The sequence below is a fragment of the Kocuria sp. p3-SID1428 genome (genome assembly GCF_025149945.1).
GTDB lineage: Bacteria > Actinomycetota > Actinomycetes > Actinomycetales > Micrococcaceae > Kocuria.
Map to the genome: position 1 here is coordinate 1 of NZ_JALXVH010000025.1, position 25,477 is coordinate 25,477.

At 71.3% G+C, this 25,477-nt stretch carries 22 protein-coding genes and 1 tRNA gene; 7 read left to right on the forward strand and 16 right to left on the reverse strand.

Annotation, left to right across the window (positions count from 1 at the left end):
• Positions 1–108: 108 nt before the first annotated feature.
• The 3 genes from M3E84_RS07020 to M3E84_RS07030 all read right to left on the reverse strand — a co-directional run bounded on the left by M3E84_RS07020 (position 109) and on the right by M3E84_RS07030 (position 3,608).
• The gene (locus M3E84_RS07020) at positions 109–1,581 is read right to left on the reverse strand and encodes an HAD family phosphatase (RefSeq protein WP_259895505.1); all 1,473 of its coding nucleotides are present in this window, start codon (positions 1,579–1,581) and stop codon (positions 109–111) included.
• Between the two features lie 10 nt (positions 1,582–1,591).
• Positions 1,592–2,464: a VanW family protein gene (locus M3E84_RS07025; protein WP_259895506.1), complete on the reverse strand. Its 873-nt coding sequence runs from the start codon at positions 2,462–2,464 to the stop codon at positions 1,592–1,594.
• 91 nt (positions 2,465–2,555) lie between these two features.
• The gene (locus M3E84_RS07030; RefSeq protein WP_259895507.1) at positions 2,556–3,608 is read right to left on the reverse strand and encodes a cation diffusion facilitator family transporter; all 1,053 of its coding nucleotides are present in this window, start codon (positions 3,606–3,608) and stop codon (positions 2,556–2,558) included.
• A 145-nt stretch (positions 3,609–3,753) separates the two neighbouring features.
• Between M3E84_RS07030 and M3E84_RS07035 the strand changes: the two genes are divergently transcribed.
• Positions 3,754–4,308: a hypothetical protein gene (locus tag M3E84_RS07035; protein ID WP_259895508.1), complete on the forward strand. Its 555-nt coding sequence runs from the start codon at positions 3,754–3,756 to the stop codon at positions 4,306–4,308.
• Positions 4,309–4,348: 40 nt separating this feature from the next.
• Positions 4,349–4,999, forward strand: a complete 651-nt coding sequence (locus tag M3E84_RS07040) for a CDP-alcohol phosphatidyltransferase family protein (protein WP_259895509.1) — start codon at positions 4,349–4,351, stop codon at positions 4,997–4,999.
• Here the strand turns inward: M3E84_RS07040 and M3E84_RS07045 are convergent.
• Both M3E84_RS07045 and M3E84_RS07050 read right to left on the reverse strand, forming a co-directional pair.
• The gene (locus M3E84_RS07045; RefSeq protein WP_259895510.1) at positions 4,983–5,600 is read right to left on the reverse strand and encodes a GNAT family N-acetyltransferase; all 618 of its coding nucleotides are present in this window, start codon (positions 5,598–5,600) and stop codon (positions 4,983–4,985) included. The genes M3E84_RS07040 and M3E84_RS07045 overlap by 17 nt on opposite strands.
• 92 nt (positions 5,601–5,692) lie before the next feature.
• Complete coding sequence (locus tag M3E84_RS07050; RefSeq protein ID WP_259895511.1) at positions 5,693–6,160, reverse strand: hotdog fold domain-containing protein; 468 nt, start codon at positions 6,158–6,160, stop codon at positions 5,693–5,695.
• A 181-nt stretch (positions 6,161–6,341) separates the two neighbouring features.
• On the opposite strand from M3E84_RS07050, the gene clpB reads away from it, so the two are divergent.
• Both clpB and M3E84_RS07060 read left to right on the forward strand, forming a co-directional pair.
• The gene (gene clpB / locus M3E84_RS07055) at positions 6,342–8,942 is read left to right on the forward strand and encodes an ATP-dependent chaperone ClpB (protein WP_259895512.1); all 2,601 of its coding nucleotides are present in this window, start codon (positions 6,342–6,344) and stop codon (positions 8,940–8,942) included.
• Positions 8,943–9,144: 202 nt separating this feature from the next.
• Positions 9,145–9,360 (forward strand): DUF3073 domain-containing protein, encoded by a 216-nt coding sequence (locus tag M3E84_RS07060; protein ID WP_259895513.1) that lies wholly within the window; start codon positions 9,145–9,147, stop codon positions 9,358–9,360.
• 209 nt (positions 9,361–9,569) lie between these two features.
• Here the strand turns inward: M3E84_RS07060 and purM are convergent, their stop codons facing one another.
• The 5 genes from purM to M3E84_RS07085 form a co-directional block, all read right to left on the reverse strand.
• Positions 9,570–10,733, reverse strand: coding sequence for a phosphoribosylformylglycinamidine cyclo-ligase (purM, locus tag M3E84_RS07065; RefSeq protein ID WP_259895514.1), 1,164 nt, complete (start codon positions 10,731–10,733; stop codon positions 9,570–9,572).
• Between the two features lie 67 nt (positions 10,734–10,800).
• Complete coding sequence (purF, locus tag M3E84_RS07070) at positions 10,801–12,483, reverse strand: amidophosphoribosyltransferase (RefSeq protein ID WP_259895515.1); 1,683 nt, start codon at positions 12,481–12,483, stop codon at positions 10,801–10,803.
• 4 nt (positions 12,484–12,487) lie between these two features.
• Complete coding sequence (locus M3E84_RS07075) at positions 12,488–12,913, reverse strand: hypothetical protein (protein WP_259895516.1); 426 nt, start codon at positions 12,911–12,913, stop codon at positions 12,488–12,490.
• A 70-nt stretch (positions 12,914–12,983) separates the two neighbouring features.
• Positions 12,984–13,346: a sterol carrier family protein gene (locus M3E84_RS07080; RefSeq protein WP_259895517.1), complete on the reverse strand. Its 363-nt coding sequence runs from the start codon at positions 13,344–13,346 to the stop codon at positions 12,984–12,986.
• A complete protein-coding gene (locus M3E84_RS07085; protein WP_259895518.1) occupies positions 13,346–14,392 on the reverse strand; it encodes an asparaginase in 1,047 nt (348 codons plus the stop codon). Before M3E84_RS07085 ends, M3E84_RS07080 begins: the two co-directional genes overlap by 1 nt.
• Before the next feature lie 64 nt (positions 14,393–14,456).
• Between M3E84_RS07085 and purD the strand changes: the two genes are divergently transcribed.
• Positions 14,457–16,793, forward strand: coding sequence for a phosphoribosylamine--glycine ligase (gene purD / locus M3E84_RS07090; RefSeq protein ID WP_259895519.1), 2,337 nt, complete (start codon positions 14,457–14,459; stop codon positions 16,791–16,793).
• 87 nt (positions 16,794–16,880) lie between these two features.
• Here purD and M3E84_RS07095 read toward each other — a convergent pair whose 3' ends face one another.
• The 5 genes from M3E84_RS07095 to M3E84_RS07115 all read right to left on the reverse strand — a co-directional run bounded on the left by M3E84_RS07095 (position 16,881) and on the right by M3E84_RS07115 (position 20,870).
• Entirely contained in the window at positions 16,881–18,539 is a 1,659-nt protein-coding gene (locus M3E84_RS07095) for a cation:proton antiporter (RefSeq protein WP_311200449.1), read from the reverse strand.
• Positions 18,533–18,606, reverse strand: a tRNA-Pro gene (locus M3E84_RS07100). Before M3E84_RS07100 ends, M3E84_RS07095 begins: the two co-directional genes overlap by 7 nt.
• An 85-nt stretch (positions 18,607–18,691) precedes the next feature.
• On the reverse strand, positions 18,692–19,552 hold the full coding sequence (locus M3E84_RS07105) for a shikimate dehydrogenase (protein ID WP_259895520.1): 861 nt from the start codon (positions 19,550–19,552) through the stop codon (positions 18,692–18,694).
• Positions 19,549–20,004 carry a type II 3-dehydroquinate dehydratase gene (aroQ, locus tag M3E84_RS07110; protein ID WP_259895521.1) on the reverse strand — a complete coding sequence of 152 codons (456 nt, stop codon included), beginning with the start codon at positions 20,002–20,004 and terminating at the stop codon, positions 19,549–19,551. Before aroQ ends, M3E84_RS07105 begins: the two co-directional genes overlap by 4 nt.
• A gap of 101 nt (positions 20,005–20,105) precedes the next feature.
• Entirely contained in the window at positions 20,106–20,870 is a 765-nt protein-coding gene (locus tag M3E84_RS07115; RefSeq protein WP_259895522.1) for an IclR family transcriptional regulator, read from the reverse strand.
• Positions 20,871–21,027: 157 nt separating this feature from the next.
• On the opposite strand from M3E84_RS07115, the gene M3E84_RS07120 reads away from it, so the two are divergent.
• Together M3E84_RS07120 and M3E84_RS07125 are read left to right on the forward strand one after the other, a co-directional pair.
• The gene (locus M3E84_RS07120; protein ID WP_259895523.1) at positions 21,028–22,458 is read left to right on the forward strand and encodes an MFS transporter; all 1,431 of its coding nucleotides are present in this window, start codon (positions 21,028–21,030) and stop codon (positions 22,456–22,458) included.
• Positions 22,455–24,413 carry a bifunctional sugar phosphate isomerase/epimerase/4-hydroxyphenylpyruvate dioxygenase family protein gene (locus M3E84_RS07125; RefSeq protein ID WP_259895524.1) on the forward strand — a complete coding sequence of 653 codons (1,959 nt, stop codon included), beginning with the start codon at positions 22,455–22,457 and terminating at the stop codon, positions 24,411–24,413. The genes M3E84_RS07120 and M3E84_RS07125 overlap by 4 nt, the downstream gene beginning before the upstream one ends.
• 104 nt (positions 24,414–24,517) lie before the next feature.
• Here the strand turns inward: M3E84_RS07125 and M3E84_RS07130 are convergent, their stop codons facing one another.
• Entirely contained in the window at positions 24,518–25,477 is a 960-nt protein-coding gene (locus M3E84_RS07130; RefSeq protein ID WP_259895525.1) for a metallophosphoesterase, read from the reverse strand.

Genomic DNA, 25,477 nt, shown 5'->3' on the forward strand with positions numbered 1-25,477 from the left:
CCGCCTCCGGGCCCCGTCCTCCCAGGACGACCGGACCCGGATATGCCAGAAGCCCGGGATCTTCGTGAGGAGGTCCCGGGCTTCTGCCGTGCCCGCAGGCTCGGGGGATCAGCCGCGGTTCAGGCGCAGCACCTGGCTGGCGGGGCGTCGGGTGGCCCGCTCGAGCTCGGCGCGGGAGCGATCGGCTCCATCTGCCCGAGCGGAGGCCTCGGACGGATCCGCCTGCAGATCTGCCGTCATGTCACAGCGGGGCAGCTCGGGCACCAGCGGGCCGATCGAGCGCAGCAGCTCGAGGGTCACGTCCTCGTGCCGGGCCACGGGCACGAAGCCGGGCTCGGTGGGGACCTCGCGCTCACCGGGGACGATCACCACCGGCATGCCGGCGGCAGTGGCCGACTGGGCGCCGGCGATCGAGTCCTCCACGGCGATGCAGTCCTCGGGGGCCGTCATGAGCCGCTCGGCAGCCGTCAGATAGGGCTCCGGGTGCGGCTTGGCGTGCTCCACGTCCTCGCGCGAGACCGCCGCACGGATCGCGTGCGGGGCTGCCGCCGCGGTGCCCGCGATGACCGCGGCCAGCGCATTGGTCACGATCGCGGCGGGGATCGCGGCCTCGGCGAGCTCGTCGAGCAGCTGCCGGCGTGCGGGCAGGAAGGGGACGTGCTCGGCGGTGGCCGCCGCCACCTCGGCGCCGATGCGGTCGGTGACCTCCTGCAGCTCTCCCTGCGCACCGCGATCGAGCATCAGCTGCGCCGACTCCTGGACGGTGCGGCCCAGGGTGGCCATGTCGTCCTCCTCGGTCCACTCCTGGCCGAACGAGCGGGCCACGGTGCGCTTGGCGATGGCCCACTCGGGCTCCGTGTCCACCAGGGTGCCGTCGTGATCGAGCAGGACGGCCTTGGGCCACGAGCGGTGCTGGGGATCCAGCCACTCGAGCAGGGCCAGGGAGAGCTGGCGGTGATCGGCCAGATGGACTGTTCCCCGCTGCGGGTCCACGGGCAGGGCGCCGGGGACGACGACCACGGTCATGCCCGCGGCCTGGGCGGCCTCCACGCCGGAGGGGGAGTCCTCGATCGCGATGCACTGCGCCGGGTCCACCCGCAGGCGGCGAGCGGCCTCCAGGTAGCCCTCCGGGGACGGCTTGGCGGCGATGCCCTGGGCGAGCTCGCGGTCGCCGATGATGACGTCGAACATGTTCTCGGGGCCCTTGGCGGCCGTGTGCTCGGCGATCTCGGTGGTGGCGTTCGTGACGATCCCGGCCGGGATGCCGGCAGCGGCCACCTCCTCGAGCAGCGCCTCGACACCCGGGATGAGCTCCGGGTCCTGCTCGCGCAGCAGCTCGCGGGACAGCAGCACCAGGCGCTCGCCCATGGCCCGGTCCTCGAGATCCACGCCGCGCTCGCGCAGCCGCTGCAGCGTCAGCCCGATCGACCGGCCCATGACATCCTCGGTGTCCTGGGCGGTCCACGTGCCGCCGTGCTCAGCGGCCAGCCGCCGCTTGGCCAGGTCCCAGAGGGGCTCGGTGTCCATCAGGGTGCCGTCGTGGTCGAACAGGACGGCCTGGGGGAAGGTGCGAGGGGACATGCCCCCCAGCCTATCGGCGCGGGGCGCGGACGGATTCCGGCAGCGGACGGATCGGCTCGCTGATCCGGTCGCGGTCGTAGACCACCAGGGCGTCGTTCTCGAGCAGGGTCTCGCTCGCCACGATGTTGCCCGTGCGCTTGTCCCTCGTGCTGCGGCTGACGATGTTGTGCCGACGCACCTGCAGCTTCCCGGTCTGCGGGTCCAGCGCCTCGTAGAACCACCCGTCCTCCTCGCGGACGTGGAACTTCTGGGCCAGCGGAGCATCTGCGCGCAGCTCGCCGCGCAGGTGCTCCTCATCCGTGCGGACCCGGAACTGGAAGGTCATGTCGGTGTCGTTGCGCAGCCGGTAGTCCAGGAAGTTCCACACGATGGAGGTCCCGGTGCCGAACGGGATCTGCCGCTTGAAGTCGGGGAAGAGATCGAGCCCGGAGTGATGGTGGTGCTCCCCGATGCTCAGGGGCGAATGCAGCGCCATCCAGTGCAGGAGGTTGGTGAACTGGCACAGCCCGCCTCCCACCCCGGTCTCCGCGTGGTCGTCGAAGATCACCACGCCGGGCTGGAAGCCGCGTCGGGCGCTGGGCTCGCCCACCAGCCGCCAGAAGGAGAAGGTCTCCCCGGGGCAGATCAGGATCCCGTCCACGTGCGGTGCGGCCAGACCGAGGGAGACGGCCTTGCCCTCCTGCAGCTCAGGCTGCGCATTGCCCAGGCGGCGGCGGATCAGCGAGTTGTGGGTGTAGACCTTGGCCGGCAGCGACTCCCGCGTCGTGTTCTTCGCGAAGCTTCTGCGCCGGAGGCCGTCGGCGATCCTGCGCTGCATCCGGCGGCGGGCGAGGGCGATCTGATAGGTCGTCGGCGAGAGCTCGGAGAAGAGACGGCGTGCCATGATCTGCCTCCTTCGGCGTCGGGGGCACGCCATCCAGGGTAGCCATCCGGTTTGCAGAGGGGAACAGGTGACGCCGAGGGGCGGCGCGGCCTCAGCCGTGGGCGGGGCCCAGGGCCTCGTGGCGGCGGTGCGATGCGGGCTCGAGCTGGAAGGTGGTGTGCTCCACGGCCACGGGGAAGTGCTCCACCGCGCACAGCTGCAGCGCGTCCAGGACGGCGGGCAGGGAGCCGTCATGGAAGCAGTCCTCGTCCACCACCACGTGCGCGGTGAGCACGGGAACCCCGGTGGCCACCACGGAGGCATGCAGATCGTGGATCGCCGCCACGTGCGGGACGGTCTCCAGGTGCTCGCGGACCTCGGCCACGTCCAGTCCGCGGGGGGCGGATTCGAGCAGCACGGAGCCGGACGCGCGCAGCAGCACCAGCGCCCTGGGCAGGATCAGCAGCGAGATCAGCAGGCCGGCCAGGGCATCGGCGCCGGTCCAGCCGGTGAAGTGGATGACAACGGCCGCCGCGATCACGGCGACGGAGCCCAGGGCGTCGTTGAGCACCTCCAGGAAGGCGGCGCGCATGTTCATCGAATCCCCGCGCCCGCCCGACAGCACCAGCAGCGAGGCGATGTTGGCCGCCAGGCCCACGGCGCCGATCACAGCGAGCAGCACCACGTTCGTGTCCGCGGCCGGCGGGGGATCCAGCAGCCGGCGGATGCCCTCGACGATCGCGTAGAGGCCGACCACCAGCAGGACGGCGGCCTGCATGCCCGCGGCCAGGATCTCGGCGCGCAGCCAGCCCCACGTCCGGTGCGAGGAGCTCGGCCTGGCCGCCAGCGAGGCGGCGAGCAGGGCCAGCAGCAGACCGCCGGCGTCGACGAGCATATGGGCGGCATCCACGAGCAGGGCCAGGGAGCCGGTGATCACCGCCCCGATGACCTCGGCGATCAGGATGCTCGACGTGATGGCGAAGGCGATGGCCAGGCGGCGACGGCCCGCACCCGCTGCATGGTCGTGGGAGTGCCCGCCTCCGTGCGCATGGCCGTGGCTGTGGCCGGAGGCCTCTGCGGCGGCGCCGTCGGGGACGGCATGGGCGCTGCGGGTCTGCGCGCAGGCATGGTCGTGGGGGCGGGGGATCGTGGGGCGATCAGCCATGGCACACCTCCTGCAGCACGGGGCCTCGTCGACGCCGACCCTTCCGGAGATTATCACGCCGCCGGCAGCTCCACTGCCGCCGGTGCGGTGCCCGGCCCCGTGAGCGCTGGGCGGGAGCGTCGGAGAGCGCTTCTAGGATGGAGCCATGAGCGACCCGCTGGATGACCCCCGACGCCGCGGAGCCGTCGCCCGGACGGTGCCCCTGCTGGCTCCGGTGATGCCCCTGCTGCTGACCGCCTGGCTCGCGCTGTCCTCCGCGCCCGTCGGCGGGCCCGGGCAGCGCTGGCCGATCTGGCTCGGGGCCCTGGGCGCCCCGCTGGCGCTCCTGCTGTGGATCGCCGCGAGCATGGTGCTCGCCGATGCCCGCCGCTACCTCCAGCGCCGTGCCCGGCCCCTGACCTGCTGGCTCATGGTCGTCGCCTGGGCCCTGGCCGTGGTGCTGGGGGCGCTGCTGCCGGACCTGGTCCACGGCGAGCCCGCCTCGATCTTCCTGGCGGTCTTCCCCGGTGCCACCGCCGGGCTGAGCTCGGGCTTCGCCAACACCGTGGGCGTGCTGATGTTCGCGGCGGCCGCTGCGAGCCTGCTGGCCGCGGCCCTCGACGTCCGCCGCACCCGCCTGCTGAGCCGCGGCGTGCCCCTCACTCCTGAGCCCGAGGACGAGGACCGCCTGCGCGAGCAGTGGCTCGACTCCTTCCGGTGACCGCGCCTGCATCCCTCCCGCCGAACAACGGATCCGCACCATGAACAAGGCCCTGACCGCTCTGCGCGACGGACTCCTGCCGCCGTCCCTGCGAGGCGATGAGCCCGCGGGACAGGGACGTGCTGCGCAGTCGTCGTCGCATGCGGACAGCGGCGTGGTCACGGTCCCCAATGCCTTCACCGCGCTGCGCTTCCTGCTGATCATCCCGGCGGTCATCGCGATCCTGCAGATCCAGGAGCGGCCCTGGATGCCGCTGGTGCTGGTGGCGATCTTCTCGCTGACCGACTGGGTCGACGGCTTCCTGGCCCGACTGCTGGACCAGTTCAGCGAGTTCGGCGCCAAGCTGGATCCGATCGCCGACCGGATCGGCCTGGGGCTGGTGATCATCGCGCTGACGGTCGAGGGCGTGCTGCCGCTGTGGGCGATCCTGGTGATCGCCGCGGTCGATGTGGCGCTTCTGGTCATGCTGGTCCGGCTGCGCCTGCGCGAGGGCATGGCGGTCACCTGGGCGGGCAAGCTGCGCACGGCCCTGACCATGCTGGGCCTGGTGGCGGTGCTGGCCGGGCCGGCCTTCGACTGGTCCTGGCTCACCGCCCTGGGCTCGGTGTGCGTGCAGGTCGGCGCCGTGCTGCACGTGCTCAACGGGATCGGCTACGCACGCACCGCCCTGCGGATCAGCCGCGGCGCATGACCGCCTGCTCCACCCCGGCGGAGTCGGTGATCAGCTCCACGAGCTCGAAGCCGCTGCGCTCGTAGAGCCGGCGGCTTCCCGGGGTGGTCGACTCGAGGCCCACGGGCAGGCCCTCGGCGCGGGCCAGGCCGTGCTCCAGCAGGGTCGAGCCCACGCGACGGCCCTGCGCGGCCGGAGCCACCGTGAGGTAGGACAGGCGCCAGTGCGGCTCCTGGGGGTGCAGGCGGTCGTAGGTGCGGCTGTCCTGCTCCTGCTTCTGCGGGTCCGTCCCCAGGATCTCGCCGGCGCGGCGCTCGGCCTCCCGGGCTGCCGGGTCCTCGTGGGCCTTCGACTCGGGGCGGTCCCAGACGGCCGCACCCAGGATCTGGGGACCCTGATCGCCGTGCAGCTCCGCGACGTCCACCGCAGCATGGGGCAGCCAGACCTGCTCGAGCAGCAGGCGGTAGTGGGCCTCGAGCCGCTTGGTGAGGTCCTCGCCCGGCGCCGCGTGGGCGCGGGCCCACGGATCGTCGGTGAAGGCCAGCGCCATCACTCCGGCGATCGTCTCGAGGTCCTCGGCGCTCGCCGGGCGGACGCGGATCGCGGTCTCGGAGGTGGGCATCGCGGAGCCTTTCGGGTCGGGACTGCGCCGCCACGGCGCCGTCGGGGCAATGGGGCCACACTATCCAGTCCGGCGGCGGCCCCGCAGGGCATTCAGGGCCTGGCCTCCGAGAGCCACAGGGGGATGACGCCGCGCACCACCTCGGTGCCGTCGCGCAGGTGGGCCGTGACCCGCACGGGCACCTCGCAGGGCAGGGGCTGCTCCCAGTCCGCCGGGTCGGTCTCTGCCAGGCAGCGGACGTCGCCGGGGACCTTCGCCACGTAGTCGAGCCGGATGCCCTTGGGGATCCAGCGCGTGCCCTGCGGCAGCGTGGCCTCGGCCAGCAGCCCCATGGCCGCCTCGAGCCCGTTGCCGACCGCCAGGGCGTGCACGGTCCCGATGTGGTTCTGCACCGCGCGCCGCTTGCGGATCTGCACCACGGCGCGGTGCGGGGCCATCTCGAGCACCTGCGGGCGCACGGAGGCGAAGTAGGGGGCCTTGAGCATGTAGGCCAGGGAGAACGCTCGCTTCCCCAGGGGGCGGGCGGCGAAATGCTGGTACAGGCGATAGGTGGAGGTCATGCCCCGATGGTAGAGAAGACAGCGGGAAGAGGTGTCGAACATCACTCCGGTGGCGCAAGCCCGTGCCCATGGTGTATGGCGCAATAAACTTGAGTGGAGTAGACTCAAGTCAAGACAACACAAGAGGCGTCGAGGTCCGCAGGAGTGCAGCGGGCGGCAGCGCCGGAACAAGGAGGAACCTGTGGACACTCAGCTGACCACTCGCTCGCAGGAGGCCGTCTCGGCGGCGGCCGCCGCGGCCTCGACCGGAGGCCACCCGCAGATCGAGCCTCTGCACCTGCTGGACGCGCTGCTGCAGCAGCGCGACGGCGTCGCCGTCGCCATCCTGGAGGCCGCAGGCACGGACGTCGCCGCACTGGCCGCGGCGGTCACCGCCAAGCTCGGCGCGCTGCCGTCGGTCTCTGGCGCCACTGCCAACCAGGCCCAGTTCAACCGCGCCGCCCTGCAGGCGGTCAAGGCCGCCGAGGCCTTCGCCCGCGAGCTCGGGGACGAGTACGTCTCGACCGAGCACCTGCTCTACGGCCTCGCCGAGGGCGAGGGCGCTGCGGCCGAGCTGCTGGCCTCGGCCGGCGCCTCGCCCGCGGTCATCCAGGAGACGATCCCCCAGGTGCGCGGTGACCGTCGCGTGACCTCGCCGGATCCCGAGCAGACCTTCCAGGCACTCGAGAAGTACGGCACCGACCTGACCGCGATCGCCCGCGAGGGCGAGCTGGACCCGGTGATCGGGCGCGACGGCGAGATCCGCCGCGTCATCCAGGTGCTGTCGCGGCGCACCAAGAACAACCCCGTGCTGATCGGCGAGCCCGGCGTGGGCAAGACCTCGGTCGTCGAGGGTCTGGCTCAGCGCATGGTGGCCGGGGACGTCCCCGAGTCGCTGCGCGGCAAGACCCTGATCGCCCTGGACATCGGTGCCATGATCGCCGGCGCCAAGTACCGCGGCGAATTCGAAGAGCGCTTCAAGGCCGTCCTGGATGAGATCAAGGCCTCCGAGGGTCAGATCGTCACGTTCATCGACGAGATCCACACGATCGTGGGCGCCGGCGGCGGTTCCGAGGGCGCCATGGATGCGGGCAACATGCTCAAGCCCATGCTGGCCCGCGGCGAGCTGCGCCTGATCGGGGCCACCACGCTGGACGAGTACCGCGAGAACATCGAGAAGGACGCCGCGCTGGAGCGCCGCTTCCAGCAGGTCTTCGTGGGCGAGCCGTCGGTGGAGGACACCGTCGCGATCCTGCGCGGGCTCAAGGAGCGCTACGAGGCCCATCACAAGGTCCAGATCGCCGACAGCGCCCTGGTGGCGGCTGCGAGCCTGTCCAACCGGTACATCCCGCAGCGCCAGCTTCCGGACAAGGCCATCGACCTGGTCGATGAGGCTGCCTCCCGGCTGCGCATGGAGATCGACTCCGCTCCGGAGGAGATCGACCAGCTGCGCCGCCAGGTGGACCGCCTGACCATGGAGGAGCTGGCCCTGGACGGGGAGACCGACCCCGCATCGGTCGAGCGGCTGGCCGCACTGCGCAAGGACAAGGCGGACAAGCAGGCCGAGCTGGATGTCCTGAACTCCCGGTGGGAGCAGGAGAAGGCCGGGCTGAACCGCGTGGGCGATCTCAAGGCGCAGATCGATGACCTGCGCTCGCAGGCCGAGCGCGCCCAGCGCAGCGGCGATCTGGGGGAGGCCTCGCGCCTGCTCTACGGCGAGATCCCGGCTCTGCAGAACGAGCTGGAGCGCGCACAGGAGCAGGAGGACGCCGCTGCCGATCGCGAGCTCATGGTCTCGGAGGAGGTCACCGCCGATGACATCGCCGAGGTGGTCTCCGCCTGGACGGGCATCCCCGCCGGGAAGATGCTGCAGGGCGAGGCAGAGAAGCTGCTCGAGATGGAGTCCATCCTGGGTCGGCGCCTGATCGGCCAGAAGAAGGCCGTGAAGGCGGTCGCCGACGCCGTGCGCCGCTCGCGCGCCGGCGTCTCCGACCCCGACCGCCCGATCGGCTCCTTCCTGTTCCTCGGCCCCACGGGCGTGGGCAAGACCGAGCTGGCCAAGGCGCTGGCCGAGTTCCAGTTCGACGACGAGCGCGCTCTGGTGCGCATCGACATGTCGGAGTACTCGGAGAAGCACTCCGTCGCCCGTCTCGTCGGGGCCCCTCCGGGATACGTGGGCTACGAGGAGGGCGGTCAGCTCACCGAGTCGGTGCGGCGCCGGCCCTATTCGGTCGTGCTGCTCGACGAGGTCGAGAAGGCCCACCCCGAGGTCTTCGACATCCTCCTGCAGGTGCTCGACGACGGCCGCCTGACCGACGGACAGGGCCGGACCGTGGACTTCCGCAACACGATCCTGATCCTGACCTCGAACCTGGGCAGCCAGTTCCTGGTGGATCCCGAGCTCGACGAGACCGCCAAGCGGGAGGCCGTGATGAACGTGGTCAATGCCTCGTTCAAGCCGGAGTTCCTGAACCGGCTCGACGAGACGATCTTGTTCGATCCGCTGAGCACCGAGGACCTGTCGCACATCGTCGAGATCCAGGTGCGCGAGCTGGCGCGTCGCCTCGAGCCGCGCCGCTTGCGCCTGGAGGTGACCCCGGCGGCCAGCGAGTGGCTGGGGCTAGCCGGGTTCGACCCGGCATTCGGCGCCCGGCCGCTGCGCCGCCTGGTGCAGCAGCAGATCGGCGATCGGCTGGCCCGCGGTCTGCTCGCCGGCGACATCGTCGACGGCGACACCGTCCGCGTGGATGTCGATCCGAGCATAGACAGCGACGGACTGATCGTCACCGCCGAGCGCGACTGATCGTCAGACGCCGCAGCCGCCCGGCGGTCGCCCCTTCCTCCCGTGGAGGGGCGACTGCCAGGTCTCTGCCAGGTAGGGCTGGGTCGATCCAGGAGCGTTCGAACGTGTACCCTGGGGCCACGATTCATACGCACATCACCGGGGCAGCACTGTGTGTCGACTGGCTGCCGACCGGAACCGAGAGACAGAGGGGGTCACGCTCATGGGGCGCGGCCGTCAAAAGGCGAAGGCAACGCGACAGGCTCGGGAGATGAAGTACTTCACCCCCGACACCGACCTCACCGCACTGCAGCGCGAGCTGCGGCAGTCGGGGCCGACCGAGAGTCGGCGCCCGGCGTTCGAGGACGACCAGGACAGCGCGGTCGACTCGCACTCCGAGGATCAGGACAGCTACGAGTACGACGATCGTCGCCGCTGAGCCTCCCCTCTCCTGAAGAGGTCTGAACGGCCCCGCCGGTGCGACCGGCAGTCGAAGAGCCCCCCACCGTCCGGTGGGGGGCTCTTCGACTGCCTGGTGCTCCCGGAGCTGACTCCCCGCGGGGCACGAGGGTCATGGGCAGGAAGGTGTGGGTAGCGCGGCCGCGATCGAAGGCCTGCAGGTGCGACCTCTCACCCGGGGCCCCGGGCTCATTCGGCGTAGTCGCCCACCAGGTGCACGGCGCCGCCGTCGACGCCCTTGGCGCCCTGGACCCAGTCCGGGCCCTCGCCCAGGCCGTCGGCCGGCAGGTCCTCGACCTGGCCCATGATCCAGGCGTCCATGCCGCGGGAGTGCAGTCGGGCCAGGGCGGAGTCGGCCGCGGACGGATCGACGACCGCGATCATGCCCACGCCCAGGTTCAGCGTGCGCTCCAGATCGGGCTGCGGGACGCCGCCCAGCGTGCCGATCAGCTGGAAGACCGGCGGAACCGACCAGGTCCCTCGATCGACCACTGCCACGGTGCCCTGCGGCAGCACGCGGGCCAGGTTGGCGGCCAGTCCTCCGCCGGTCACGTGGGTGAAGCCGCGCACACCCGAGCCGGTCGAGCCGTCGGGGCCGTTGACGGGGAAGGTGCGGGCCAGGTCCAGGACGTCGGCCGCGTAGACGCGGGTGGGCTCGAGCAGCTCCTCGCCCAGGGTGCGCCCGAACTCCTCGACCTCGCGCTCGAGCGACCAGCCGGCCACCTCCAGGACGCGGCGGACCAGGGAGTAGCCGTTCGAGTGGATGCCCGATGAGCCCATGGCGATCAGGACGTCGCCCGCGCGCACGCGGTGCGGCCCGAGCAGCTCGTCGGCTTCAACCACGCCGGTCGTGGCGCCGGCGACGTCGTACTCGTCCGGGCGCAGCAGACCCGGGTGCTCGGCGGTCTCCCCGCCCACCAGGGCGGCGCCGGCCGCGGAGCAGGCGGCGGCGATGCCGCGCACGATATCGGCGATGCGCTCGGGCACCACCTTGCCCGTGGCGATGTAGTCGGTCATGAACAGCGGCTCGGCGCCGACCACCACGATGTCGTCGACGACCATGCCGACCAGGTCCCAGCCGATGGTGTCGTGGATGTCCAGGGCCTGGGCGATCGCGACCTTGGTGCCCACTCCGTCCGTGGAGGAGGCCAGGTACGGCTTGCGGTAGCCGGTCAGCGCGGAGGCGTCCCACAGCCCGGCGAAGCCGCCGAAACCGCCGACGACCTGGGGCGAGTGGGTGTCCTGGATGGCCGCACGCATCAGCTCGACCGCGCGGTCGCCGGCCTCGACGTCGACGCCGGCCGAGGAGTAGGTGATGCTCTGGGCCGCGTCGGTGCTCTTGTGGTCGGTCACGATGCTCCTGGGATGGCGTGGGATGACGTGGTCGTGGGGATCTGGCGGTGCGGGCCGGCGGCCGCGCTCAGCCCTGGGACGGGCTGTGCTCGTCGGAGGTGCGGGTGTCGCGCTCCAGGACCAGGTCCTCGAGCTCGGCATCGGGCCCCGGATCGCAGGATCCGACCTCCGAGGAGATCTCCGCGTCCTCGGCCAGCTGGATGCGCTCGCCCGAGGCCTCCTCGACGGTCTCCTCCGCGCTCGCCTCGGCGGCGGCCTCCGAGCGTCCGTGCGGTGCCGCGGCCGCGCGCCGGGCCTCCACGACTGACTTGCCGAGGGCGTCGGCCGCTGGCAGCTCGGTGGGGTAGCGCCCGGAGAAGCAGGCGGTGCACAGCTCGGAGGGCTCCTGCCGGGTGGCCTCGATCATGCCGTCCTCGGAGATGTAGCCCAGGGAGTCGGCGCCCAGGGAGGCGCGGATGTCGTCGACGGCCAGCCCATTGGCGATCAGCTCCGCGCGGTTGGCGAAGTCGATGCCGTAGAAGCAGGGCCACTTGATGGGCGGCGAGGAGATGCGCACGTGGACCTCGGCGGCTCCTGCCTCCCGCAGCATCCGCACCAGCGCGCGCTGGGTGTTGCCGCGCACGATGGAGTCATCGACCACGATCAGCCGCTTGCCGGCGACCACGGACTTCAGCGGGTTGAGCTTCAGGCGGATGCCGAGCTGGCGGATCGTGTCCGAGGGCTGGATGAACGTGCGGCCCACGTACGAGTTCTTGACCAGCCCGTTGCCGAACGGGATGCCGGAGGCCTCGGCGTAGCCGATCGCCGCCGGCGTCCCGGACTCGGGAGTCGGCATGACCAGGTCGGCCTCCACCGGGTGCTCACGGGCCAGCGCGCGGCCCATGTCCACGCGGGATTCGTAGACCGAGCGGCCGTGGATCGCGGTGTCCGGCCGGGCCAGGTAGACGTACTCGAAGACGCAGGCGGCGCGACGGACCTCGGCGAAGCGGTGCGAGCGCAGCCCGTCCTCGTCGATCGCGATGAACTCGCCGGGCTCGACCTCGCGCACGAACGAGGCGCCCACGATGTCCAGGGCTGAGGTCTCGGAGGCCACGACCCAGCCGCGCTCGAGGCGTCCCAGCACCAGGGGCCGGATGCCCTGGGGGTCGCGGGCGGCGTAGAGGGTGTGCTCGTCCATGAAGCTCAGGCAGAAGGAGCCCACCAGCTGGGGCAGCAGTGCCAGCGCCGCCTCCTCGAGGGAGCCGTGCGGGTGCTCGGCCAGCAGCGAGGTCACCAGCGCCGTGTCCGTGGTGTTGCCGCGGGCCATCTCACCGCGCGACGGGAATCCGGACTTGTCGATGAGGCGGTCGTAGAGCTCCGCGGAGTTGGTGAGGTTGCCGTTGTGGGCCAGGGCGACCGTGCCGTGGGGAGTGGCGCCCAGGGTCGGCTGCGCATTGGTCCAGGTCGAGCCGCCGGTGGTCGAGTAGCGGCAGTGCCCCACGGCCATGTGCCCGATCAGGGTGTTCAGCGTGGTCTCGTCGAAGACCTGGGAGACCAGGCCCATGTCCTTGTAGACGCTGATCCGCTCGCCGTTGGAGGCCGCGATCCCCGCGGACTCCTGGCCCCGGTGCTGGATCGCGTAGAGGCCGAAGTAGGTCAGCTTGGCGACGTCCTCGCCGGGGGCCCAGACGCCGAAGACCCCGCACTCGTCCTGGGGGGCCTTGTCGTCGTCGAAGGTCTCGTGGGTCAGTCGTCCATCGGGTCGCAGCACGGGTTCAGTCTCCCACGTCGGCGGATCGGTCATGCGGCGCGGCGCCGGGGCGCTCGCCGCCCTCGTGGGCAGGGGACTCACGGCGGTCCTGCTCTCCGGGCCTGCCTGACTCCACATGGGCCTGCACGTCCCGAGCCCGGCGCACCGAGAGGCGGTCGGCGAGCACATAGGCCACAGCGCCCAGGGCCATGCCGAGCAGTCCGAAGATCACGGCCATGTAGCCGATGACCTGGGCGGTCGTGAACTCCACGCTGCCCGATCCGACCACTCCGATGACCAGGCCTGCGATCAGCCCGATCACCGCGCCGGTGCTCAGGAACACGGAGACCCTGGGCGCCCTTCGCAGGCTGAGGGTGGTGAGCCGGTCCTGGTCCTCGGCGGAGGCCGCGGAGCCGTGAGGAGGCGTGGTCGGGGAGTCAGCGGAGGGCATGGGTCTCAGGATAACGGCCGCGGAGGCATGCACCTTCCGCCAGGGCGAACCCTGCGAGGAGGTGTGCGTCTCAGGGGCCGATCAGCGGCAGGACGCCTGAGAGGTCGGTGCGCGTCCCGGACGCCGCGACCCGGCGCTCGGCCACGGCATCCGCCCAGCTCAGGCGGCCCGTGGCCAGCTCGAGCCACGTCCGGGCATCGGTCTCGACCACGTTCGGCGGCGTGCCGCGGGTGTGGCGAGGGCCCTCGATGCACTGGGTCACGCCCAGCGGAGGCACCCGGACCTCCACCGAGTTGCCCGGCGCGCGCTCGGCCAGCTCCTCGAGGGTGAAGCGCACGGCGGTGGCCACCGTGCGGCGCGGGGGCTCGTCCTCGCGCCGCCACGCGGCCACGGCCAAGGTGCCGTCGGCGGGGTCGATCCGGCGCCGGGCCATCAGCTGCGCCTCCGCGCGCCCGCCGGCTCGATCGGGCCCTGGCCGTGCTCGGCCAGCTCCTCGACGACGGCCGGTGCCAGCTCGAAGCCGCCCACGAGCTCTCCGGCGCCCGTGATGCGCTCGGCGACGTCCTCGATCACGGGCCGGGCCCGCCCGGGGTCGATCGCCCCGGCGGCGACCAGCAGGTTCAGGCCCACGAGCGCGTTGACGCGGCTGGAGCCGTCGAGGGTCTTGACGGCCACGGAGTATCCGCCGGTGGTGCCCAGGCCCAGCACTCCCTCGGCGCCGAGCTTGGCGATGACGTCGAGCTGCTCCATGATCACGGTGTTCGACCGGCCAGGGCCCTCGACGAACTCGGGGTAGTCGAGCATGGCGGTGGCGACCGTGGCCATGCGGGCCTCGGCGCGGATGTTGCGCGCGGCGGCCCCCAGCGACGAGTACGCCCGGCCCAGCCCGCTCAGCGAGACGGCGGCCAGGGGAGCCCCGCAGCCGTCGACCCCCACCAGGGCCGGCTGCTCGCCGGTGACCTCGGCGATCACGCGCAGGACCTCCTGCTGCAGCGGGTGCTGCGGATCCAGGTAGGTCTGCGGATCCCAGTCGTTGACCGCGCAGGCGGCCAGGAAGGCCGCGTGCTTGCCCGAGCAGTTGTAGAACAGGGGCGAGTCCTTCTCCTGGGGGCGGTGCCGGCCCACGGCGGGGCACTGCAGCGTGGCCTCCTCGACGCCTGCCTCCTCGAGGATCGAGCGCACAGCGGCGACCTGGTCGTCGTCGGCCCGGTGGGACCCGGAGGCGATCGCGATCTGGCCCAGGCTGAGGATCGCCCCCGCGTTCATGGCGGCGATGGTCTGGAACGGCTTGAGCGTCGAGCGCGGGAAGATCGGCGTGTCGACATCGCCCAGGCTGATCAGCCGCCGTCCGTCCGGACCCGTCACCACCGCGGAGCCGAGGTGGCGGGTCTCCACGAAGCCGCTGCGCCGCAGGAGGGCGATCTCCACGGCGGAGGAGGCGGCGAAGGTCTCGTCGGGGCTCGGATTCTGCGTCGTCATGGCCCCAGTATCGGTCATCCGACGGCCCGCGCGCCCGGCCGCTGGTCGGCACTAGGCTGGGCACGTGAAGATTCTGGTCATCGGCTCAGGCGGTCGAGAGCACGCCATCGTCCGCACCCTCCTGCGAGATCCGGCCGTGAGGGAGGTGCACTCAGCCCCCGGCAACGCCGGGATCTCCCGGGATGCGCCGGTCCATCCGGTCGACGCCCAGGATCCCGCTGCGGTCCTGGGCCTGACGCGCTCGATCGGCGCGGACCTGGTGGTCATCGGCCCGGAGGCTCCGCTCGTGGCCGGAGTGGTCGATGCCCTGCGGGCCGAGGGCATCGACGTCTTCGGGCCCTCGGCGCAGGCCGCGCGGCTGGAGGGCTCCAAGGCCTTCGCCAAGGAGGTCATGGAGCAGGCCGGGGTGCCCACGGCGCAGGCTCGGACCTGCACCACGGAGCAGCAGGTCCAGGACGCCCTCGACGAGTTCGGCGCCCCGCACGTGGTCAAGGACGACGGCCTGGCCGCCGGAAAGGGCGTCGTGGTGACCGAGGATCGCCAGGCGGCCCTGGCGCACGCGCTGGCCTGCCTGGAGGCGGGCTCGGCCGTGGTGATCGAGCAGCACCTGGACGGTCCCGAAGTCTCGCTGTTCGTGCTCTGCGACGGCACCGAGGCCGTGGCGCTGACCCCGGCCCAGGACTTCAAGCGGATCTTCGATGGCGACGAAGGCCCCAACACCGGAGGCATGGGCGCCTACACGCCGCTGCCGTGGCTTCCGGCCGGCTTCGCCGACGAGGTCGTGGCGACCGTGGCCCGTCCGGTGCTCGAGGAGATGGCCCGCCGGGGCACCCCGTTCAACGGCGTGCTGTTCTGCGGCCTGGCCGTGACCGCCGAGGGACTGAAGGTCATCGAGTTCAACGTGCGCTTCGGCGACCCCGAGACCCAGTCGGTGCTCGCCCGGCTCGAATCGCCCCTGGGGCAGCTGCTGCAGGCGGCGGCCCGCGGAGAGCTGGCTCAGCAGAAGGCCTCGCCGGACGACGGCCCCCTGCCGCTGCGCTGGAGCCCTCGCAGCTCGGTCACCGTGGTCGTGGCCTCGGCCGGCTACCCGGGCACCGTGCGCACCGGCGATCCGATCACCGGGATCGAGCAGGCCGAGGCGCTCGAGGGCGTGGAGGTCATCCACGCCGGCACCGCCCACGGCACCGGGGCGCAGGGCGACCAGGTGCTCAGCGCCGGCGGCCGGGTGCTGTCGGTCGTGGCGCTGAGCGACGACCTGGCCCAGGCCCGCGAGAGGGCCTACCGCGGCGTGGAGCTGATCGGGTTGGAGGGCTCGCAGCACCGCACTGACATCGCCGAGGGCGCGCTGCGCGCCGAGGCTCGAGCCCAGCAGGATGTGGCCCCTGCCGCCGCGCAGGGCGCAGCCCAGGAGCGCGGTCAGACCGAGCACCCCGAGTTCCCGGGCCATCCCGCACCGCCGCAGCTGCCGGGGTGGAGGCACATCTACTCAGGCAAGGTCCGCGAGCTCTACGTCCCCGAGGACGAGTACATGGCGGCCACGGGCGTGTCCGTGGGCGATGACGCCGAGTACCGCGCCGGAAGCGTGCTGGTGCTGGCCACCGATCGCATCTCGGCCTTCGATCAGGTCCTGCCCACCGAGATCCCGGACAAGGGCGTCGTGCTGACCCAGCTGTCGCTGTGGTGGTTCGAGCAGCTCAGCGAGGTCCCCAACCACCTGTGGAGCACCGATGTCCCGGAGGAGGTCCGCGGACGGGCGGTGATCTGCAAGAACCTCTCGATGTTCCCGGTCGAGTGCATCGTGCGCGGCTATCTGACCGGCTCCGGGCTCAAGGACTACCGCCGCGACGGCGAGATCTGCGGCGTGGCCCTTCCCGAGGGGCTGGAGGACGGCTCGCGGCTCGAGGAGCCCATCTTCACGCCCACGGGCAAGGCGGAGGTCGGCGAGCACGACCTCCCCATCACCTTCGAGGAGATGTCCGAGGGCATGGGCACGGCCGTCTCGGAGCGGCTGCGCGAGCTGAGCCTGCAGATCTACGCCCGCGCCGAGGCGATCGCGCGCGAGCGGGGGATCATCCTGGCCGATACCAAGCTCGAGTTCGGCCTGGACTCCTACCGCGGGGCCATCACCCTGGGCGATGAGGTCCTGACACCGGACTCCTCCCGGTTCTGGGATGCCGAGACCTGGCAGCCGGGGCGCTCGCAGCCGTCATTCGACAAGCAGTACGTGCGCGACTGGCTGCGCAGCGAGGCCTCCGGCTGGGACGGCCAGGGTCTGGCGCCCGCTCTGCCGGCCGACGTCGTGGAACCCACGCGGACCCGCTACATCGAGGCCTTCGAGCGGCTCACGGGGCGCAGCTTCAGCACCGACGGGCCCTTCCTGGAGGTCGACGCCGTCGACTGATCGACACCGCCGCACGGCCTCGGAGCTCAGTCCTCGGAAGAAGATCTCGAGAACCTGGACCAAAGTCCATAGTGCGAATGCATGGAGTCATCGGATACTCGTAGTGAGCGAAAGCCGTGACGACCAGACGCGGCTGAACGACTCGGTGAGGAACTCCTCGCCGCACCCCCGGGATGTTCCACCTCCCGGAGCCAGGGCGCAGCGCGGAGTCCGGATCGGTATCGCTCCTGAAGGACCTTCGAGGTCTGGTGCTCTCCCCACCGCCTCGGTTCCGGGCAGCCGCGCGAGGACTGGATCCCCTCGCAGGACGGCGCGGAGCAGGTCCCTGAGGTGGAACGACGAGCGGCCCCTTCTGCCCATGGAGGGGCCGCTCAACGTTTCCCGGGGTCTTCTCAGCGCCGCTCGGGCAGGGCCGAGAGGTGCTCGTGGATCAGCGAAACCGCCGCCGCCCCCTCGCCGGTGGCCGAGGCGACGCGCTTCATGGATCCCGCACGCACGTCGCCGGCGCACAGCACGCCCGGCACCGCGGTGGACAGCTGCGCAGGCGGCACATCCCCCTGCCAGTGCTCGGTGGGGATGTCCGGGCCGGTGAGCACGAAGCCCCGCTCGTCCAGGCACACCGCCTCGGGCAGCCAGTCGCAATGCGGGGGGGCCCAGCATCACCACGAGCGCGGAAAGCACGAGCAGGTCGTGGTGAGGGACATCGGCCGGGATGATGAACACGGCGGCGATCGTGACGACGCGGCGCATCCCGGCCCAGCCGGTGAGGATCGCGTAGGACCAGGGCTCCCGGTCCGCGGGTGCGGTGCGCAGCCCACGCAGCCAGTGGGTCAGCAGGACCCAGGCCATGCGGGTGACGATGACCGCGGCGAGCACGCCGGCGCAGACGAGCACCACGCGCGACCGGGCGACCGTGACGTCCAGGCCGGTGACGATCGAGACCACCTGCAGGTCGATCAGCAGGAAGATCGCGTGCTCGAGCAGGAAGGCCACGGTGGTCCAGGTGGTCCGCTTCGTGATCCGGGACCCCGAAGCCTGCACAACGGGAGCCTTGTGCCCGATCAGGGCGCCCCCTCCGGCGGCGATGAGGAAGTCCAGGGAGATCGAGCCCAGGCCCACCGCACCCGTGATCGCCGCGATCGCGGTGCGCAGTGAGACGAGCGCGGTGGCGTCATTGAGCAGGGATTCGCCCTCGAGCACGGTCACGATCCTGCGGGGCAGTCCGATCCGCCGGGCTACGGCGCTGGCGGACACGGCATCCGGTGGGGCCACCACCGCGCCCAGCGCCAGGGCCACCGGCCAGGGGATGTCTGGCATCAGCAGGTGCAGGACCCAGCCGACGGTGAAGGTGGTGACGACCACCGTCGTGACGGACAGCAGGATCACCGAGGTCAGGTTCGCCCGGATGTCGATGATCGAGGTCTGCAGCGCCGAGGACTGCAGCATCGGCGGCAGAAGTCCCACGAGCACGAGCTCGGGACCGAGCTCGACGACCGGAACGAAGGGCAGCAGCGAACCGATCACGCCCAGCGCGATGAGGACCATGGGCGCGGGCAGCTGCAGCCGCTCGCTCAGGGCAGTGCCGGCGAGGAGGGTGACGACGATGCCGACAAGCAGCAGGGCGGTGTGAGTGCGGACTTGATAGTCAGTGCGGGACCGGGCGGCGGAGGCTCGGCTCCGCGGGTACGACGAAGGCCCCGGCCCATGTCCTGGGTCCGGGGCCTTCGCCCTGGTGAGTGTCGGGATGACAGGATTTGAACCTGCGACCTCCTCGTCCCGAACGAGGCGCGCTACCAAGCTGCGCCACATCCCGATTGCGCCGGACTCGCGTCGCGGCAACCCTGCCAGTGTAGGGGCATCCGAGGGGGAAGTGAAATCAGCCTCGCGCGGGCAGTCCCTCAGGCGCTGATCGACAGGAAGGTCTCGCGCATGCGCTGGGGGTCCGGTTCCAGGCCGGTGAAGTGCCGGAAGGCGTCCACGGCCTGGAACACCGCCATGCGACCGCCGTCCAGGACCCGGCAGCCGCGGGCCTCGGCCTCCTCCAGCAGCTGGGTGCGCAGCGGCATGTAGACGATCTCGGCAACCCACTGCCGAGGTTCCAGCACTGCGGTGTCGAAGGAGGTCCCCGGGTGGGCCGACATCCCCATGGGCGTCGCATTGACCACGCCGTCGCAGCCCGGCAGGATCTCGGCGACCTGCTGCGGGGGCAGGGCGCGCGCCGCGGCGCGGCCGGCCGCGAGGTTCAGCGAGTCCACGAGCTCCTGCGCGTGCTGCGGATCCAGGTCGCTGACGAGCAGCTGCCCGACGCCCATGGAGACCAGCGCCGAGGCCACCGCTGTGCCGGCCCCGCCGGTGCCGATCTGCAGGACCGTCTCCGTGGTCACGCCGGACAGCCCGTCGAGGAAGCCGCGGCGGAAGCCGGAGACGTCGGTGTTGTGCCCGATCAGGGCCCCGTCCGCCCGGATCACGACGGTGTTGGCCGCACCCAGGCGGCGGACGTCATCGTCGATCTCGTCGAGCAGCCCGACGACGGCGCGCTTGTGCGGGTGCGTGATGTTCAGCCCGTCGAAGCCCAGGTCCCGAGCAGCGTGCAGGACCTCCGCCAGGGGGCGATCCCGCAGACCGGGGGAAAGGGTGTCCAGGCGCCGGTAGATCGTGGGCAGCCCCTGGGCCATGCCCTCGGCCTCGTGCATGGGGGGAGTGCGCGACAGCGAGATGTCGTCGCCGATCAGTCCCAGCAGCAGGGTGCGCTCGCTCATGCCACTGCGTCCTGCCCGTAGCGGGTCATCAGGAGCTCCAGCGCGTAGAGGTAGCCGTGGGCCCCTGCCCCGGCGATCACGGCCTCGGCCACCGGGGAGAGGTAGGACAGGTGGCGGAAATCCTCGCGGGCGTGCGGGTTGGACAGGTGCACCTCGACGGTCGGCAGCTCGGAGGCCTTGACGGCGTCATGGAGGCTGACCGAGGTGTGGGTCAGCCCCGCGCCGTTGAGCACGCAGCCCAGGTGCGTGCCGCGGGCCTTCTGAAGGGCATCGATCAGCTCGCCCTCGTGATTCGACTGCAGGAACTCGACCTCGACGCCCAGGGACTCAGCGCGCTCGACGACCAGGGCCCGGATGTCCTCCAGCGTCTGCGAGCCGTAGATCTCCGGCTCGCGGGTGCCGAGCATGTTCAGGTTGGGCCCGTTCAGGACCAGGATGCGGGGGCGGGTCATGGGTGGGTCTCCTTCTCGGGGGACTGCTTCGGTGGCAGGGTCGCGATGAGCGGATGCGTGGGGCTGGCTGTGCTGATGTGCTCTGTTCGGGTGGTGCGGCCTCAGCTGGGTCTGGGCGGCAGCACGGCTGAGAGCTGCTCGGCTGCCCGTCGCAGCAGGGGGAGGCGGGACTCCAGCGCTTCCCGGTCGCTGCGGAAGATCGGGGCGGCCAGCCCGAGGGCGGCGATCAGTCTGCCGGAGCCGTCGAGTACGGGCACGGCGATCGCGGCCACGCCGTCGTCATACTCCTGCGACTGGGCCGAATATCCCTGCTCGACGGTCTCGGTCACGAGCTCGCGCAGCCGCTCGCGCTGCGCCACGGTGGACGTGGTCCGAGCAGTGAGGGGGATCGTCCGGAGCAGCTGCTCGCGCTCCTGCTCCGGGGCGAAGGCCAGCAGGACCCGTCCCAGCGCCGACGAGTGCAGGAACCCCTGATCTCCTGGGTCCGTGGTGACGCGGAACTCGGGGCCGTCGATCTTGGCGGTGGTGAGGAAGCGATCGCCGTGCAGCACTGCCAGGAGGCAGCTCTCACCGGTGACCTCCACGACGCCCTGAAGCACCGGGGAGGCGGAGGCGTCGAAGCCGCGGGCGTGGGCGACTTTCTGTCCGAGCTGGAAGACCGGCAGGCCGAGCCGATAATGCTTGTCCTGGTTCGAGTACTCCGCGAAGCCCGTGTCCACCAGCGTGCGAAGCAGCCGGTACGCGGTGGAGAAGTGGTGCCCCGAGGCGTCGGCGAGCTCGCGGGCGGTCGCGCCGTCAGGGTGCTCGCCGAGCAGGCGCAGCATGTCCGTCGCCTTGCCCACGGTGCCTGTGCCCTGTGCCGTCATGAGCGTCCTCTCCGGATGGTGTGCTTGACAGGCGGTGTCGCCTGGATCACAGTAGCGTATCAGCATTCGGAAGTTATTTCCGAAATTTGAAAATTCTGCACTCGAGATCTGTCATCGAGGGCGCCGAATGCACCCACCGCTCACGTGAGGAACCGCCATGACCGACGCGACCACGGCCGCGCCCCAGCCCACGAGCCCGCCTCCTGGCAAGACTCCGCGCAAGGCCGCGCTGTCCAGCTGGGTCGGCTCCGCCCTGGAGTACTACGACTTCGCTGTCTACGGCACTGCCGCCGCTCTGGTGCTCAACCACCTGTTCTTCCCTGCGGACACCAGCCCGGGCGCTGCGATCCTGTTCTCCATGGCCACCGTGGGCGTCGCTTACGTGGTCCGTCCCCTCGGCGCCCTGATCATGGGCCCGCTGGGCGATCGCATGGGCCGTCAGTTCGTGCTGATGCTGACCCTGTTCCTGATGGGAGGGGCCACCTTCGCCGTCGGCCTGCTGCCGACCTATGAGCAGGCGGGCCTGCTGGCGCCGATCCTGCTGACCCTGTGCCGCGTCATCCAGGGCCTGTCCGCCGCCGGCGAGCAGGCCAGCGCGATCTCGGTCTCGCTGGAGCACGCCGATGAAGAGCACCGCGCCTTCACCGCCAGCTGGACGCTGCAGGGCACCCAGGCCGGCACGCTGCTGGCCACTGCCGTGTTCATCCCCTTCACGCTGATCCTCACCGAGGATCAGCTGATGAGCTGGGGCTGGCGCATCCCGTTCTACGTCTCCGCCCTGGTGGTCGTGACCGCCTGGGTCATCCGTCGCACCCTGGAGGAGCCGCCCAAGTTCCACGAGGTCTCCGCGCAGCTCGACAGCGGCTCGACCAGGGCGCCGAGCCCGCTGGGCATCCTGTTCCGCTATCACAAGGCGGCGGTGGCGCGCGTGGCCCTGGCGGCCATGGTCAACACCGTCAACATGGTCTTCACCGTCTGGTCGGTCTCCTTCGCGACCTCCGTGGTGGGCCTGGACCGCTCGACCATGCTGCTGGTGCCCGTGGCGGTCAACGCCGTGGCGCTGCTGGCCATCCCCCTGGCGGCGCTGCTCGCGGACCGGATCGGCCGCAAGCCGGTGTTCATCGCCGGCGCCATCGGCGCAGCCGCCTGCATGTACGGCTACCTCGGTGCGGTCCACAGCGGCAGCTGGCCGCTGATCTTCCTGCTCGGCATCCTGATGTCCGGCTGCTTCTACTCGCTGGCCAACTCGGTGTGGCCGGCGTTCTACGCCGAGATGTTCCCCACTGCTGTGCGTGTGTCGGGCCTGTCGCTGGGCACGCAGATCGGCTTCGCGGTCTCGGGCGGCATCGCTCCGGCCCTGTCGGCCTATCTGGCCGGTGAGACCGGCGAGAACTGGATGGGCGTGGCCCTGTTCGTGACCCTCATGTGCCTCCTCTCGGCAGGCGCGGCGCTGAGCGCGACGGAGACCGGTTACCGCACCCTGGACAGTCTGGACGACCTGCACACCACCCGCACCGAGGCCATCGATCTCAAGGCCATCGAGACAGCACAGGCCCGTGCGGCCCAGAAGGAGGCAGCCGGCCGATGAGGACATCCATCGCCACCGTGTGCCTGTCCGGCACGCTCGCCGAGAAGATGCGCGCCGCCGCCGACGCCGGGTTCGACGGGATCGAGATCTTCGAGCAGGATCTCGTCGTCTCGCCGCACACCCCGGCGCAGATCCGGCAGCGCGCCGCCGATCTGGGGCTGAGCCTGGATCTCTACCAGCCCTTCCGGGATCTGGACGGGGTCGAGGAGGACGTCTTCCGGGACGGCCTGCGGCGCCTGGAGGCCAAGCTGGGCGTGACCCGGGAGCTGGGCATCGACACGATGCTGCTGTGCTCCAACGTGGGCACGGCCACGATCGGCGATGACGAGGTCTGCGCCGAGCAGCTCCGGAGGGCGGGAGAGCTGGCTGCCGGCTACGGCATCCGGCTGGCCTACGAGGCACTGGCCTGGGGCAGGTTCGTCAACGACTTCGAGCATGCCGCTCGGATCGTGCGGATGGCGGATCACCCGAATGTGGGCACCTGCCTGGACAGCTTCCACATCCTCTCCCGGGGCTGGGATCCGGCGCCGATCGAGCAGCTGGATGCGCGCACCGTGCTGTTCGTCCAGCTCGCGGACGCGCCGCTGCTGAGCATGGACGTCCTGTCCTGGTCGCGGCATCACCGGGTGTTCCCCGGTCAGGGCGGCTTCGATCTGGTCGATTTCATGGTGCACCTGCACCGCTGCGGCTACGACGGACCGGTGTCGCTGGAGATCTTCAACGACTCCTTCCGCCAGGCCGACGTCGCGCGCACCGCCGTGGACGGGCTGCGCTCGTTGCGCTGGCTCGAGGATCGAACCCTGGCCCGCCTGGTCGAGCTCGGCGAGGTCGAGACCGGCACGGCTCCGGGACAGGACCGGGACGACGCCGTCGGGACCGCCGCCGAGCGCGACGGCGCCTCCGATCGCCCGGGTACGGGGCCCATGCGGCTGCGAGCCCTGCCTCCGTCGGTTCAACCCCGTGGCTGGGGCTTCGTGGAGCTGCGCACCGGCAGGCTGGGGGAGACCTCGCGCATGCTGCACCAGCTCGGTTTCGCCCTCGGCGGGCATCACCGCAGCAAGGAGGGCGTGCAGCTGTGGGTCCAGGGCCAGGCCCGCGTGATCGTGGTGGACCTCGGCTCCACCGGGCAGGGCACGAGCCTGGCGGGGCTGGCCTTCGAGGTCCCGGACATCGAGGCCGCCGACAATCGCGCCCATCTGCTGGGGGCTCGTGGGGTGCAGCGCAGTCGGCGCCAGGATGAGCAGGATCTGCGTGGCGTGTTCGCCCCCGACGGCACGGAGATCTTCTTCTGCCCGCAGGAGCCGAGCCAGGTGCCGAGCTGGACGCTCGAGTTCGGGCTGGAGCCCGCGCAGGGACCGGCCCAGCGGGGGCCGGCGATCATGGGGATCGACCACGTGAACACCGCTCAGCCATGGCAGCACCGTGACGAGTCCGTGCTCTTCTTCACAGCCCTGCTGGGGCTGGAGGCCGAACAGCCCCAGGATGTCCCAGGTCCGGCGGGGCTCGTGCGCAGTCAGGTCATGCGCTCGAGCGACGAGGTCATCCGGATGCCGCTGAATGTGGCGCCGGAGGATGCCGAGCAGTCCGCGTCGATGGGGGCGGTGTACCCAGAGCATGTGGCCTTCGCCTGTCGGGACATCGAGGGGCTCGCCCGTCGGGCCGCCCAGCGCGGGCTGGACATGCTGCCTGTGCCGGCGAACTACTACGCCGACCTCCAGGCGCGCTTCGGGCTGGACGACGAGCGCGTGGGCGAGCTGCGCGAGCTCGGCCTGCTCTACGACCGCGACGAGCACGGCGAGCTGCTGCACTTCTACACCGGAACCCTCGGGGGCGTCTTCTTCGAGGTGCTTGAGCGCCTCGACGGCTACCGGGGCTACGGAGCGGCAGATGCTCCCGTGCGTCTGGCCGCCCAGTACCGGCGGCTGCGCGATGCAGCACGCGGCATCCCGCGCTGAGGCACGGCACCTTTCGGGGCGGCCACCCCGAGACGACGGCCCCGGGCCGCGATTCCCGAAGGATCGCGACCCGGGGCCGTCGGGCGTTGCGGGACGACGTTCGCTCAGGCGCGCGCCGTCAGGGTCATGAGGACGGCCTCGGGGCGGCAGAACAGCCGCACCGGAGCGAAGCGAGATTCGCCGAGTCCGACCGAGATCCCCACGGGCACGCCCTTCTGTTCCGTCATGCCCTTGCAGCGCTCGGGCTCGATATCGCAGTTGGAGACCAGTGCCCGGCCGCCGGGCAGGCAGACCTGCCCGCCGTGGGTGTGTCCGGCCAGGATCAGGTCCGCGCCGTCGTCGGCGAAGCGCTCGAGGGTGCGGATGTAGGGGGCGTGGGCCAGGCCCAGGCGCAGCACGGGCTCCTCGGCCGGAACCGCGTCTGCGGTCCGAGCCGATCCGGAGGCATGTGCGGCGCCGGCCGGCAGGCTGAAGCCCGGGTGGCGGTCGAATTCCAGGTGGGGGTCGTCGACGCCCGAGACGTCGAGCAGCTGCCCGCCGATGCGCACCGTGCGGGAGCGGTTGACCATCCCGAGCCAGCCGGCGTCCTCGAAGGCCCGGTGCATCTGCTGCCAGGGCAGCAGCTGCAGCTGGGTGCGGTCGTCGTCCTGCGAGGTGCGCTTCCAGAGGTAGCGCGCGGGATTCTTGAAGGCCGGGGCGAAGTAGCAGTTGGAGCCCGGGACGAAGAGGCCGGGCAGGTGCAGCAGGGGCTCGAGGATCTCGAGCAGGTACGGCAGCGCCTGCATGTGCGAGAGGTTGTCGCCGGTGTCGATCACGAGATCCGGCTCGAGCTCGGCCAGACCGTGCACGAAGCGCTTCTTGGCCTCCTGGCCCGGAACCGTGTGCAGGTCCGAGATGTGCAGCAGGCGCAGATCCCGCGAGCCGGGTGCCAGCACTGGCAGGGTCTCGTGGCGGACGCGGAAGCGGCGGCGCTCGCCGAGCACGGCCCAAGCGCCGACGGCCAGGCCGGAGGCCGCGACAGCGGCACCGGTCTGGCCGAAGGTCCTCACCCAGGAAGCGCTCAA